Consider the following 13,229-nt stretch of genomic DNA (forward strand, 5'->3'; position numbering starts at 1 on the left):
GGCCGGCCAGCGTCCTTCTCTCCGGCCACCGCGTTTCGCTCCGGCCGGGGCCCGGGTTCCCGTCGCGATGGGACCGCGCGACGGGAACCCGGGCCCCGGGGAGGGGCCGGGACGGGGGACCCGGACCCCACTGTGGACACCCGCTGGGCCCGCGTTCCCGTCGCTGCATTCACGATGGGTCGGCGGCGGGCGCCGCGGAAGGGGGAGTCGTGTTCCCGCCAGGAAGGCTGCCGTAGTGGGCGGCGGGGCACATCGATCGGCCGGCCGTGCCGGCGCAAGCGTCGGTGGGCCCCGCCCCGACCGGCGAAAGGCGAATGCCACTTGGCTGCCGGGGCGGATCGCCGGGCCGGGCGGCGTCGGCCGTCCGGATCGACAAGATCGGCCGGGGGCGGGACGACCGTCCGAGGCACCGGGACGGCCTGTCCGTCGGCGAGCCACGGGCACGCCGTCCCGCACCGCCCTCGGTCCCGGGACGGGCGACGCGGGTGGCGGGTGGGCCTTCGCCGCGCCCGCAGGGCCACGGCGACCGCCAGGGCGGCGCACAGCAGTCCGATCTTCGTTCTCATGGACAGGTTCCTCCGGAGGACGTGACTGGCGGGGGTGCCGATCGAGGCTGCCCGGCGCCCGATCATGTCCGGCTCAGGTACATCCATCAGCATGTATAGGTCGTGCCCGTCTGGCAGCCTGCGACGTGGTGCCGGCGGGCAGCCGGCGGCGGGGTGACCGCCTCCGCCGTCGCGTCCCCGGGCCTGGCAGGATAGCGTTGGACTCCTGGTGTGCCGGGAAGTCTGGTCGGCGATGGATGACGCGACCCCTGCCGACGAGGAGCCCCCTGTGCCCGACGCCCCCCGGCGCCGTACCAGCCTGTTCGCCCGCCGCTCGTGGGGTGAGACCAGTCGCATCTCGGCGATCCTGCGCAAGGAGACGGTCGGCGGGGCGCTGCTGCTCGCCGGGGCCCTGCTGGCCCTGATCTGGTCGAATTCGCCCTGGTCCGACGGGTACCAGGCGCTGCGGGACCTCCGGTTCGGCCCGGCGGCGGTGCACCTGGACCTCAGCCTCGCCACCTGGGCCGCCGACGGCCTGCTGGCGATCTTCTTCTTCGTCGCCGGGTTGGAGCTCAAGCGCGAGTTCGTCGCCGGGGACCTGCGCGACCCGCGCCGCGCGGCGGTGCCGGTGGCCGCCGCAGTGGGCGGGGTGCTCGTGCCGGCGGCCCTCTACTGGATGATCGCCGGCGATGGGGCCGCGAAGGGCTGGGCGATCCCGACCGCGACCGACATCGCCTTCGCCCTGGCCGTGCTCGCCGTGGTCGGCCGGTTCCTGCCCTCGGCGCTGCGCACGTTCCTGCTCACCCTGGCCGTGGTCGACGACCTGCTGGCCATCGTCATCATCGCCGTGTTCTACACCTCCGACCTGGCCGTCGGGCCACTGCTGGGCGCGTTGGTCCCGCTGGCGGTCTTCGGCCTGCTGGTGCGGCGCCGGGTGCGTTCCTGGTGGCTGCTGCTGCCATTGGCGGCGGTGACCTGGGCGCTGGTGCACGAGTCCGGGGTGCACGCCACCGTCGCCGGCGTGCTGCTGGCCTTCACCGTGCCGGTGCTGCGCAGCGAGGCCGGCGGCGGTCCGGAGGGCGGCCCGGGGCTGGCCGAGCACTTCGAGCACCGGTTCCGTCCACTCTCGGCCGGCGTCGCGGTGCCGGTCTTCGCGTTCCTGTCCGCCGGCGTCACCGTCGGCGGCCTCGCCGGGCTGGCCACCGCCCTGACCGACCGGGCGGCGCTCGGCATCGTCGTCGGCCTGGTGCTCGGCAAGCCGATCGGCATCATGCTGGCGACCTGGCTCGTGTCCCGGTTCACCCGGGCCGACCTCGACGAGGGGCTGAACTGGCTCGACGTTCTCGGCCTGGCGCTGCTGGGTGGGATCGGGTTCACCGTCTCGCTGCTGATCGGGGAACTGGCCTTCGGCCTGGGCAGCGAGCGCGACGGCCACGTCAAGGTGGCGGTGCTCACCGGTTCCCTGGTCGCCGCCGTACTGGCCACGGTGATCCTGCGGGGCCGCAGCCGGTTGTACCGGCGGGTGCACGAGGCCGAGACCGTCGACCTCGACCGCGACGGGGTGCCGGACGTCTACCAGCGGGAGTCCGGACGGCCCGAGGGCCGCTGAGCCGGACCGGATCCGTACCCCGCCCGGCCTGGTGGTCCCCGGCGCCCGGCGGACCGGGCGGTCCACCCGGCGCCGGGGTGGCGGGCCGGCGTTCACCGCCCCGGGGCTAGGTGCTTCAGCGCCCCGGGGTGCGGGCGGGTCGGGGGCGGTCCAGCAGGGCCTCGTGCTGGGTGTCGAAGACCGGGAACACTCCGTCGAGCCGCATCGTGTGCAGCACGGTGCGGACGAACCGGGACGGGGCGGCGAGGCACAGCACGACGCCCCGGTTCCTGGCCTGCTGGTGCGCCCGCACCAGCAGGCCCAGCCCGGTCGAGTCGATCTGCGCCACGCCGTGCAGGTCCACGACGGCCCGCCCGTCGAACTCGACCGTGTCGTCGAGCGCGGCGCGTAGGGCGTTCTCGTCCCGGCCCGTGACCTGGTCGCAGTCGTCGACGTGGTCCAGCCCGAGGGCCTGGCCGGTCCCGAGTGCCCCGGCATGCTGGGGGCTGCCCTCCGAACCGGCGATGCTGCACGGCGGGCAGCGGTGCGGGCCGACGGCGAAGGGCGAGCCACTCCAGCCGTGTTCGGACACCAGCGTCCAGACCACCTCGGCGTCGGGCAGCACGCAGGCGTGACCGGTGGTGCTGTCGCCGCAGTCGTCGCAGATCAGCGTCATCAGGTGATCGTCCGGTACGACGGTCATCCCGGATTCCTCTCGTTGTCCGCTGCCGCGGTCGGGCCCGGCGGACGTCGACCGGGCCTCGGGGTGGCGTCGGCCCGACCCGCCGGTCACCGTCTGGCGGAGGGTGCGGGGCCGCCGCGGCGTCTGGGCAACCGCAACCCTGCTACGTGGTTTTGGAGGGGATCTCCCAGTTGCATGACAGTTGTGTGACAAAACCACCGGCCGCCGGACTCCACGCCGTCCCACCCGGCGCCTGGCGACGGTGATCAAGGGGTTTGCGTCAGGCCGCGCCCCGGTTCCGACGCAAACCTCTTGACCACCGCGGCGCGGCGAGACGGGGCGGGGTGGGGTGGGCGGGGGTGGCGGGGGGATACCCCAGGGGGTATGGTGGGGTGCGGGGTGGGGTGGTTGGCGCTGCCGCGTAGTGGCGGTGCTGGCGGGTAACCGCACCTCGGGAAACCGACGCAGAGGTGTGTCGTCGCTATACCCCCCGGGGTATAGCGGTTCGAGAAGGGAGAACGCAGTGACCGTTGAGGTGTCCGTGCTCGCCACCTCCTCGCTCGGCGACCGCAGCTACCTGGCCTCCGACGGGCGGGTCGGGATCGTGGTCGACCCACAGCGCGACATCGACCGGGTCCTGTACCTGGCCGGGGAACGGGGGGTGCGGATCACGCACGTGGTGGAGACGCACCTGCACAACGACTACGTCTCCGGCGGCCTGGAGCTGGCCCGGCTCACCGGCGCGCGCCACCTGGTCGCCGCGGCCAACGACGTCCGCTTCGACCGGACGCCGGTGGCCGACGGTGACGAGGTCGCGGTCTCCGGCACCCTGCGGCTGCGCGTGGTCGCCACCCCCGGGCACACCTTCCACCACCTGTCGTACGTCCTCGACGAGGCGGCCGGCGGCGACTGGCGGCCGGTCGGCGTCTTCACCGGCGGCTCGCTGCTGTTCGGCACCACCGGCCGCACCGACCTGCTCGGGCAGCGACACGCCCACGAGTTGGCCCACCGCCAGCACGCCTCGGCCCGGCGGCTGGCCGACCTGTTGCCCGACGGCGCGCAGGTGTGGCCCACCCACGGCTTCGGCAGCTTCTGTTCGGCCAGCCAGGCCGACGCGCCCGAGTCCACCATCGGCCGGGAGAGGACGGCCAATCCGGTGCTCCGGCTCGCCGCCGACGACTTCGTCACCGAGACCCTCGCCGGCCTCGACGCGTACCCGGCCTACTACGCCCACATGGGCGTCACCAACGCCGCCGGGCCCGCGCCGGTCGACCTCACCCCGGTGGCCCGCGCCGACGCCGCCGGGCTGCGGGACCGGATCGCCGCCGGCGAGTGGGTGGTCGACCTGCGCCACCGCAGGGCGTACGCGGCCTCGCACCTGGCCGGCACCGTCGGCCTCGGCCTCGACGGGCCGATGTCCACCTGGCTCGGCTGGCTGATCGATTGGGGCGTCCCGATCACCCTGCTCGCCGAGACCCCCGAACAGGTCGCCGACGCCCAGCGGGAACTGGTGCGCATCGGCATCGACCGGCCCGCCGCCCAGGCCACCGGGCAGCCCGAGCAGTGGGCCGCCGGCCCGGGCCAGCTCCGCGAGCTGCGTACCGCCGACTTCCCGGCGCTGGCCGCCGCCCGTGCCGGCCGCACCCCGGCCGGGCTGCCCGACCCCGACGTGGTCCTCGACGTCCGGATGACCAACGAGTGGCGCGCCGGACACGTCGACGGCGCGGTGCACGTCCCGCTGCCCGAGCTGCCGGGGCGGCTCGCCGACGTGCCCGGCGGCGCGGTCTGGGTGCACTGCGGCTCCGGCTACCGGGCCACGGTCGCCGCGTCGCTGTTGGCCAACGCCGGCCGCGAGGTGGTCGTCGTCGACGACCGGTTCGACCGGGCCGAGGCGGCGGGCGTCGCCCTGGCCCCGGCCGACTGACCCGCCCGGCATCGATCCGCCCGGCATCGATCCGCCCGGTGTGGACCCGTCCGCAGTGAACCACCCGGCAACCCGGCCCGCGCCGATCCGGCGCGGGCCGGGTGTCCCGTGCCCGCCGCCGTCCGGCGGCCCAGCCCGAACGAGGAGAGATGACCGTTTCCGAGCACAATGGCGCCGCCACCGTCGACGCCGCCACCCTGCGCGAGCTGATCGAGTCCGGCCGGTCGCCCCGCCTGCTGGACGTCCGGACCCCCGGCGAGTTCGAGAGCCTGCACATCCCCGGCGCGGAGAACGTGTCGCTCGACCGGCTCCGCGAGCACCGCGCGGAACTGCGCGCCCACCTCGACGGGGACGTCGTCCTGATCTGTCGTTCGGGCGCCCGCGCCGCCCGCGCCGCCCAGGCCGAGCGGGCCCTGGCCGGGGCAGGGCTGCGGAACCTCAGGGTCCTGGCCGGCGGCATGCTGGCCTGGCAGGCCGCGCACGCCCCCGTCGCGCAGGGCCGTCCGCGCTGGGACCTGGAGCGGCAGGTCCGCCTCGTCGCCGGCACCATCGTCCTGGTCAGCGTCCTCGCCTCGGTGTTCGTGCCCGGGCTCAAGTGGGTCGCGGGCCTCGTCGGCGCCGGGCTGACCGTCGCCGCCGTGACGAACACCTGCGCCATGGGCCTGCTGCTCGGCAGGTTGCCCTACAACCGGGGCGCGCGCTGCGACGCCGACGGCGGCGCCCGGGGACTGCGCGCGGCCGGCGGGCGGCGGCCGTGACGGCGACCCTCGCGCTGACCGTCGGGCTGGCCGTCCTCGTCGGCGTCAGCCTCGGGCTGCTGGGCGGGGGCGGGTCGATCCTCGCCGTGCCGCTGCTGGTCTACGTCGCCGGTCTGCCGGCGAAGGAGGCGATCGCCACCTCGCTGCTCGTCGTCGGCGCGACCAGCGTCGTGGGCGTCCTGCCGCACGCCCGCGCCCACCGGGTCCGCTGGCGCACCGGCCTGGTCTTCGGTCTGGCCGGCATGGCCGGCGCGTACGCCGGTGGCCGCCTCGCCGGGTACGTCCCGGCCGGCGTCCTGCTCACCGGGTTCGCCGGCATGATGCTCGCCACCGCGGTCGCGATGATCCGAGGTCGGCGCACCGCCGGGGACCGGCCGGCGCCGCCCGCGCTGCCCCTGCCCCGGGTGCTCGCCGACGGGGCGGTTGTCGGCCTGGTCACCGGGCTCGTCGGCGCGGGCGGCGGGTTCCTGGTGGTGCCGGCCCTGGCGCTGCTCGGCGGCCTGCCGATGCCGGTCGCCGTCGGCACCTCGCTGGTCGTCATCGCGATGAAGTCCCTCGCCGGCCTGGCCGGCTACCTCTCCAGCGTCACCGTCGACTGGGGCCTGGCCGCCGCGGTGACCGCCGCCGCCGTCGCCGGCAGCGTCCTCGGTGGCCGGCTCGCCGGCCGGCTCCCCGCCGACCTGCTGCGCCGGGCGTTCGGCTGGTTCGTGGTGGTGATGGGCGTGCTCGTCCTCGCCCAGCAGGTTCCCCGGCCGCTGTGGACCGATCCGCGGCCGTGGACCGCCGTGGCGGTGGCCGCCCTCGCGGTCGCCGTGGCCCTGACCGCCGGGCGCCGTCGGCTCCGTCGCCCCCTGGTTTCGTCGCCCCAGGTTTCGCAGTCGGGCCGAAACGGGCATGGTGGTGGGAAGCCGTCGAGGGTGGACGGGACGGATCGCGGCGCCCCGAGGGCCCCCGAACCCGTCCGGTCCACCACGGGAGGGGGACCGGTCCATGACCAGATCCAGGTTGGCCGGCGCGGTGCTCGCGTTCGCGCTCACCGCGGCAGCCGGGTGCAGCTCCGGCGAGAGCGTCGACGTCGGCGGTACCGGTGACCCGGGCGGCGGGGGCGCCGGGGGGACGCTCGCCGCGGCCATCGGCGGGGAGCCGGACCAGCTCGACCCGCACAGGACCTCGGCCTACTACAGCTTCCAGGTGCTGGAGAACGTCTACGACACCCTGGTCGAGCCGGGGGCGGACCTGCGCATGGGCCCGTCGCTGGCGACGAGCTGGACCACCAGCGACGACCAGCTCACCTGGACCTTCACCCTCCGCGAGGGGGTGCGGTTCTCCGACGGCTCGCCGCTGACCTCGCAGGACGTCGTCTACTCGTACAACCGGATCATCTCCGAGAAGCTGAACCAGGCGTACAAGTTCGAGACCGTGAGGTTGGTGACCGCGCCGGACCCGACCACCGTGGTCGTCGCGCTGCGCAAGCCCACCCCGAACCTGCTGGCCAACCTCGGCGGGTTCAAGGGCGTCGCGATCGTCGAGAAGTCCAATGTCGAGTCCGGGGCGGTGAAGACCAAGCCGGTCGGCAGCGGGCCCTTCGCGGTGGCCGGCTACACCTCCGGCGACAGAGTCAAGCTGGTCCGCAACGACGCGTACTGGGGTGGCCGGCCCAAGCTGGACGGGGTCACCTTCACCTTCGTCAAGGACCCCACGGTGGCCCTGCAGAACCTGCGCGGGGGCGAGGTCCAGTGGACCGACAACCTCCCGCCCCAGCAGGTCGCCGGGCTGAAGAAGCAGGGCGACGGCGTCACCGTCGAGTCGCGGTCCTCGACCGACTACTGGTACCTGGCGCTCAACCAGGGCCGCAAGCCGTACGACGACCTGAACGTGCGCCGGGCGATCGCCTTCGCCCTGGACCGTGAGGCGATCACCAAGGCGGCCAAGTTCGGCCTGGCGAAACCCAACCAGACCGCGATCCCCGAGGGCAGCTCCTGGTACTACGAGTACGCGCCGTACCGGCACGACCCGGCGCAGGCCCGGCAACTGCTCGGGCAGGCCGGCGTGCGCGGGCTGACCATGGACCTGATGGTGACCAACGAGTACCCGGAGACGGTCGCCGCCGCCCAGGTGATCGCCGCCCAGCTCAAGGACGTCGGGATCACCGTCAAGATCCGTACCCTCGACTTCGCCCAGTGGCTCGACGAGCAGGGCAAGAGCAACTTCGACGCGTTCCTGCTGGGCTGGCTCGGCAACATCGACCCGGACGAGTTCTACTACGCCCAGCACCGCACCGGCGCGACGTTCAACTTCCACGGGTACAGCAACCCCGCCGTCGACAAACTCCTCGACGCCGGCCGGACCGAGACCGACCCGGCGGCCCGCAAGCGCACGTACGACCAGGCCGCGAAGCAGATCGTCGACGACGCCAGCTACCTGTACCTGTACAACCCCGAGGTGGTGCAGGGCTGGTCGAAGCAGGTGACCGGGTACCAGGTCCGCTCCGACCGGGCCGTCCGGTTCCGCGACGTCGGCCTCGTCCGGTGAGCTGACGGGAGCCTCGGATGGCGCGCTTCGTCCTTCGCCGGCTGCTCCAGTCGGTCGTCGTCCTGCTGGGGGTGACGCTCGTCGTCTTCCTCCTGCTCCAACTGGTGCCGGGCGACCCCGTCCGGGTCGCCCTCGGCACCCGCTTCGACCAGCAGACCTACGACGCGCTGCGGGAGCGGTCCGGCCTCGACCGGCCGCTCGTCGCGCAGTACGTCGGCTACGTCGGCCACGCGTTGACCGGCGACCTCGGGGTCAGCTTCCGCAGCGGCCAGCCCGTCACCACCATCGTGCTGGAGCGGCTGCCGGCCACGCTGTCCCTGGCGGTGACCGCCGTGCTGCTCGCCCTGCTGGTCGCCTTCCCGCTGGGCGTGCTCTCCGCCGTGCGCAGCGGCTCGGTCCTCGACCACGCCGCCCGGGTGTTCAGCCAGTTCGGGGTGTCGGTGCCCGACTTCTGGATGGGCATCATGGGCATCCTGCTCTTCGCCGGGGTGCTCGGCTGGCTGCCGCCGTCGGGATACGTGGCGCTGACCGAGGATCCGGCGGGATGGGCATCGCACGTGCTGCTCCCGGCCGCGGCGGTCGGGCTGGTCACCGCCTCGATCCTCACCCGGTTCATCCGTTCCTCGGTGCTGGAGGTGCTCTCCGAGGACTACGTGCGCACCGCCGAGGCCAAGGGGCTGCGCTCCCGGATCGTGGTCGTCCGGCACGTGCTGCGCAACGCGCTGATCCCCGTGGTCACCGTGGTGGCGGTGCAGCTCGCCAGCCTGATCGGCGGGGTGATCGTGATCGAGGTGCTGTTCGCCTGGCCGGGCGTCGGAAGGCTCACCTACGACGCCGTCCAGGCCCGCGACTACCCGGTGCTCCAGGGCGCGGTGCTCTTCGTGGCCGCCCTGTTCCTGCTGATGAACCTGCTGGTGGACGTCCTCTACGCCCGCCTCGACCCGCGGATCGGCGTCCGGTGAGCGGCCACCCGGACGGCACGCCGCGCCGTGCCCTGTCCGCGCTGCGCCACGATCCGCCGGCCGTCGCCGGCACGGTCGTGCTGCTCCTGCTGCTCGTGGTCGGGGTGGCCGGCCGGTGGCTGGCGCCGGCCGGGGTCAACGACGTCGACGTCGACGGGATGCTCCGCCCGCCCAGCCCCGACCATCCGTTCGGCACCGACGAGCTGGGCCGCGACGTGTTCAGCCGGGTGCTCGTCGCCGCCCGGGTGTCGCTGGAGGTGGGCCTGGTCAGCGTCGGTATCGCGCTGCTGGTCGGGGTCACCGTCGGGCTGCTGGCCGGCTGGTACCGGGGCTGGGTGGACAACGTCCTGATGCGCGGCATGGACGTGCTGTTCGCGTTCCCGGTGCTGCTGCTCGCCGTCGCGATCGTCGCGGTGCTGGGGCCGGGCCTGCTCACCGCGATGGTCGCGATCGGGGTGGTCTACACCCCGATCTTCGCCCGGGTCACCCGGGCGGGCGTGCTCTCGGTGCGGGAGCAGGTCTTCGTCCGGGCGGCGGTGTCGATCGGGGCGTCCGACGCGCGGATCGTCCGCCGCCACGTGCTGCCCAACATCGCCGCGCCGCTGATCGTGCAGACGTCGCTCTCCCTGGCCTTCGCCATCCTGTCCGAGGCGGCCCTGTCCTTCCTCGGCCTCGGCATCCAGCCGCCGGATCCGGCGTGGGGCCGGATGCTCTACGACGGGCGCGGGTTCGTCACCGAGGCGTGGTGGCTCGGTGTCTTCCCCGGCGCCGCCATCTTCCTCACCGTGCTCGCCTTCAACCTGGTCGGCGACGCGCTGCGCGACGTGCTGGACCCGCGTCAGCTCACCGTCGGCGAGGCGAGGAGGAGCAGGGCATGAGGGACCGGACCGGGCGGCCGACCCGCCCAGGCCACGCCGGCGCGCCGGCCCGCCGCGATCCCGCCGGACCGGTGTTGGCTATCGAGGACCTGACGGTGACGATCGGCACCCGCCGGGGCCCGGCCCGGGCGGTCGCGGGCGTCGACTGGTCGGTGCGGGCCGGCCAGACCCTCGCCCTGGTCGGCGAGTCCGGCAGCGGCAAGAGCATGACCGTGCTCGCCGCGACCGGCCTGGCCCCCCGCGCGGCCCGGGTCACCGGCCGGGTCCGGCTGCTCGGCGAGGAGCTGACCGTGCTGCCCGAGCCGCGCCGCCGCCGGCTGCGCGGCCGGCACGTCGGCTTCGTCTTCCAGGACCCGATGACCTCGCTCAACCCGGTGCTGACCGTGGGCCGGCAGGTGTCCGAGGGGTGCGAGGAACACCTGGGCATGACCCGCCGCCAGGCCCGGGAGCGGGCGGTGGAGCTGCTCGACCTGGTCGGCATCCCGTCGCCGCGGCGGCGCGCGGACGCGTACCCGCACCAGTTCTCCGGCGGGATGCGCCAGCGGGTCGTCATCGCGATGGCGCTGTCCTGCGAGCCGGACCTGCTGATCGCCGACGAGCCGACCACCGCGCTCGACGTCACCACCCAGGCGCAGATCGTCGAGCTGGTCGCCGACCTACGCCGCCGGCTCGGCACCGCCGTCGTCTGGATCACCCACGACCTGGGGGTGGTCGCCGGGGTCGCCGACACCGTCGCCGTGATGTACGGCGGACGGATCGTCGAGCAGGGCCCGGTCGACGCCGTGTTCGCCGCGCCGTCGCACCCGTACACCCGGGCGTTGCTGGCCGCCCGGCCCGACCCGGCCCACCGGGGCCGGGAGCTGCCGGCGATCCAGGGCGCGCCGCCGAGCCCGCTGGACCTGCCCGCCGGCTGCGCGTTCTGGCCCCGCTGCCCGGTGCGCGGCGACGCCCGCTGCGAGCACGAGCTGCCGCCCCTGGTCCCGGTCGCCCCCGGTCATCGGGTGCGCACCTTCTACCCGGGCAGGGAGGACGCATGACCGCCGACGCCGCCATCGGGCCGGGGGAGACCGTCGCCGAGCTGGCCGACCTGAAGGTGTGGTTCCCCGTGCCCGGCGGCGCCCCCGTCCGGGCCGTCGACGGGGTGTCGCTGCGCGTCCGCCGGGGCGAGACGCTCGGGCTGGTCGGCGAGTCGGGCAGCGGCAAGTCGACCACGGGGCTGGCGCTGCTGCGCCTGGTCGACCCGACGGCCGGCGTGGTCCGGGTCGACGGCCAGGACGTGACGCGGTGGTCCCGTCGCCGGCTGCGCGGCCTGCGCCGGCGGGTGGCCATGGTGTTCCAGGACCCGCAGGCGTCGCTGGACCCCCGCCGCACCATCGGGGCCAGCGTCGCCGAGCCGCTGGTGGTGCACCGGCTCGCCGACACCGCCGCCGCCCGGCGCCGTCGGGTCGCCGAGCTGCTGGAGATGGTCGGCCTGCGCGCCGACCTCGCCGGCCGGCACCCGCACGAGCTCTCCGGCGGGCAACGCCAGCGGGTCGGCATCGCCCGCGCGCTGGCCGGCGAGCCCGACCTGATCGTCCTCGACGAGCCGATCGCCTCGCTCGACCTGAGCGTGCAGGCGCAGATCATGAACCTGCTCCGCGGGCTCCAGCGGGACCTCGGCCTCACCTACCTGTTCATCGCGCACGACCTGGCCGCCGTCGAGCACCTCAGCGACCGGGTCGCCGTGATGTACCTGGGCCGGATCGTGGAGACCGGCACGCCCGAGCAGTTGTACGGTGAGCCCGCCCACCCGTACACCGCCGCGCTGCTGTCGGCCATCCCGGTGGCCGATCCGCGGGTGGAGCGGCACCGCCGGCGGATCATCCTCAGCGGTGACGTCCCGAGCCCGGCGGACCCGCCCAGCGGCTGCCGGTTCCGGACCCGGTGCCCGCAGGCCCGTCCCGACTGCGCCGAGGTCGACCCGGCGCTGGTCGAGGTCGCCGCCGGCCAGCGGGCCGCCTGCCGGTACGCGGGGGAGGCCGTCCGGGCGATGCGGGCCCCGACGGCGGGCGAGGGTCCCGGCCGCTGACGCCCGCGCCCGGGGCCATCCGCCCGGGGCCATCCGCCCGGCCCGGATCCGCACCTCGATCCAGCTCATTGATAAGTGCAACAGTCTGGATGTATATCTTCTCTGCACCGTCGCCACGAGCCGGCGGTCGGACCAAGCAGAGGAGCCCGCGTGCACACTCCTACCCTCCGCCGAACCGCGCTTGCGGCCGGCCTCGCGGCGGCCGTCCTGGCCGCCCCGGTGGCCAGCCCCGCGTACGCCCGCCCCGAGCACCGGGCCCCCGCGGCCACCGCCGCCCCGGCCGGGGCCGTCCTCTCGGTCACCGACGGGCTGGCCCGCCGGCTCGCCGGGGCGCTCGCCGACCCGGCGGCGACCCGGGCGGTCCTCGCCGCCACCGCCGACGGCCAGGCCGACCTGCTCGCCGTCCCGCTCGCCGCGTCTGGGCTGCCCGGCGAGGCGCGGGCCGCGAACCGGCGGGTGCTCGCGGCCAAGGGCCTGCCGGCAACGGCCGGGTCGCTGCTGCGGCTGCGCTGGGCCACCCCGGACATGCGCGCCGCGGCGGTCCGGGGCGCGGTTCCGCTGGTGGCGGCGACCCCCACCGACGATGCCCTGACCAGCGTCACCGCCTACGACCGGGGGGCCCGGCCGGTGCTGCTGGACGCCGCCCGGGTCCCCGCCCGCCCGGTGCTGCTGGTGGAGGTCGACACCGGTCGGGCGCTGTCCGCCGGCCTGGCGCTGATGCGCGGGGAACTGGCCCGCCGGGGCGTCACCGACACCGCCGCCGCCCGGGCGGCGACCACCGCGCGGACCACGGCGGCGTCCGGCTACTGGGCCACCCGGGTCGACGCGGTACGGCTCAACGACGACAAGGAGCCCTGGATCAAGGGCGCTGCCGAGATCTACAGCGTGGTGGCCGGGTTCGGCCTCGACGGCAAGCCCAAGGTCGACCTGGTCCAGATGCCCTACCTCGACCACGACGGCACGACCTACTACCCGAACCAGCTCCTGGTGCACTTCTCGGCGTACAAGTACAACCTGGCCGACGTGGTCATGATGGAGGACGACGGTGACACCAACTACCAGGCCCTGGTCCAGGCGATCGTCGGCGCGCTGCTGGTGATCGTGGACGGCGGGGCGTACCAGCCGCTGGTGAGCGCCATTCTCGACGCCATCCCGACCTCCTGGTACACCGACGACCCGGACTACGTGGACTCCTGGTACACCCTGTCCACCGCCAGCAGCGGCCGGTTGGGCGGCGCGGCCGGCAACGGTTGGCTCGACGTCTCCCCGTACTTCGTGCAGCCGCTCTGACG

At 74.7% G+C, this 13,229-nt stretch carries 10 protein-coding genes and 1 pseudogene; 10 read left to right on the forward strand and 1 reads right to left on the reverse strand.

All coding sequences use genetic code 11. The features are described 5' to 3' along the window. Positions 1–798 precede the first annotated feature (798 nt). Positions 799–2,154, forward strand: a complete 1,356-nt coding sequence (gene nhaA / locus OOK41_RS16390; RefSeq protein WP_243640061.1) for a Na+/H+ antiporter NhaA — start codon at positions 799–801, stop codon at positions 2,152–2,154. Positions 2,155–2,269: 115 nt separating this feature from the next. On the opposite strand, the gene OOK41_RS16395 is transcribed toward nhaA, so the two are convergent. Further along, entirely contained in the window at positions 2,270–2,836 is a 567-nt protein-coding gene (locus tag OOK41_RS16395; protein ID WP_266265809.1) for an STAS domain-containing protein, read from the reverse strand. 502 nt (positions 2,837–3,338) lie between these two features. Here OOK41_RS16395 and OOK41_RS16400 point away from each other — a divergent pair. The 9 genes and pseudogenes from OOK41_RS16400 (at position 3,339) to OOK41_RS16440 (ending at position 13,227) form a co-directional block, all read left to right on the forward strand. Next, a complete protein-coding gene (locus OOK41_RS16400) occupies positions 3,339–4,739 on the forward strand; it encodes an MBL fold metallo-hydrolase (RefSeq protein ID WP_266265810.1) in 1,401 nt (466 codons plus the stop codon). Positions 4,740–4,888: 149 nt separating this feature from the next. Beyond that, on the forward strand, positions 4,889–5,497 hold the full coding sequence (locus tag OOK41_RS16405; RefSeq protein WP_266265812.1) for a rhodanese-like domain-containing protein: 609 nt from the start codon (positions 4,889–4,891) through the stop codon (positions 5,495–5,497). Further along, positions 5,494–6,318, forward strand: a pseudogene (locus OOK41_RS16410) (sulfite exporter TauE/SafE family protein); the annotation flags it as partial. The gene OOK41_RS16405 and the pseudogene OOK41_RS16410, both read left to right, overlap by 4 nt. A gap of 169 nt (positions 6,319–6,487) precedes the next feature. Continuing rightward, the gene (locus OOK41_RS16415) at positions 6,488–8,029 is read left to right on the forward strand and encodes an ABC transporter substrate-binding protein (RefSeq protein ID WP_266265814.1); all 1,542 of its coding nucleotides are present in this window, start codon (positions 6,488–6,490) and stop codon (positions 8,027–8,029) included. A 17-nt stretch (positions 8,030–8,046) separates the two neighbouring features. Next, positions 8,047–8,991 carry an ABC transporter permease gene (locus OOK41_RS16420; RefSeq protein ID WP_117671917.1) on the forward strand — a complete coding sequence of 315 codons (945 nt, stop codon included), beginning with the start codon at positions 8,047–8,049 and terminating at the stop codon, positions 8,989–8,991. Beyond that, complete coding sequence (locus OOK41_RS16425) at positions 8,988–9,869, forward strand: ABC transporter permease (protein ID WP_266265815.1); 882 nt, start codon at positions 8,988–8,990, stop codon at positions 9,867–9,869. The genes OOK41_RS16420 and OOK41_RS16425 overlap by 4 nt, the downstream gene beginning before the upstream one ends. After that, on the forward strand, positions 9,866–10,906 hold the full coding sequence (locus tag OOK41_RS16430) for an ABC transporter ATP-binding protein (RefSeq protein WP_266265817.1): 1,041 nt from the start codon (positions 9,866–9,868) through the stop codon (positions 10,904–10,906). Before OOK41_RS16425 ends, OOK41_RS16430 begins: the two co-directional genes overlap by 4 nt. Continuing rightward, complete coding sequence (locus tag OOK41_RS16435; RefSeq protein WP_266265819.1) at positions 10,903–11,937, forward strand: ABC transporter ATP-binding protein; 1,035 nt, start codon at positions 10,903–10,905, stop codon at positions 11,935–11,937. The genes OOK41_RS16430 and OOK41_RS16435 overlap by 4 nt, the downstream gene beginning before the upstream one ends. 150 nt (positions 11,938–12,087) lie before the next feature. Then, the gene (locus tag OOK41_RS16440) at positions 12,088–13,227 is read left to right on the forward strand and encodes a DUF3103 family protein (RefSeq protein ID WP_266265821.1); all 1,140 of its coding nucleotides are present in this window, start codon (positions 12,088–12,090) and stop codon (positions 13,225–13,227) included. The last annotated feature ends 2 nt before the right edge of the window (positions 13,228–13,229 follow it).

Source organism: Micromonospora sp. NBC_01655 (assembly GCF_026339755.1).
Classification (GTDB): domain Bacteria; phylum Actinomycetota; class Actinomycetes; order Mycobacteriales; family Micromonosporaceae; genus Micromonospora.

Coding starts and splice junctions, on each gene's coding strand:
- OOK41_RS16430 (WP_266265817.1), top strand. CDS start 9,866: ATGAGGGACCGGACCGGGCGGCCGACCCGCCCAGGCCACGCCGGCGCG.
- nhaA (WP_243640061.1), top strand. CDS start 799: ATGGATGACGCGACCCCTGCCGACGAGGAGCCCCCTGTGCCCGACGCC.
- OOK41_RS16420 (WP_117671917.1), top strand. CDS start 8,047: ATGGCGCGCTTCGTCCTTCGCCGGCTGCTCCAGTCGGTCGTCGTCCTG.
- OOK41_RS16415 (WP_266265814.1), top strand. CDS start 6,488: ATGACCAGATCCAGGTTGGCCGGCGCGGTGCTCGCGTTCGCGCTCACC.
- OOK41_RS16395 (WP_266265809.1), bottom strand. CDS start 2,836: ATGACCGTCGTACCGGACGATCACCTGATGACGCTGATCTGCGACGAC.
- OOK41_RS16435 (WP_266265819.1), top strand. CDS start 10,903: ATGACCGCCGACGCCGCCATCGGGCCGGGGGAGACCGTCGCCGAGCTG.
- OOK41_RS16405 (WP_266265812.1), top strand. CDS start 4,889: ATGACCGTTTCCGAGCACAATGGCGCCGCCACCGTCGACGCCGCCACC.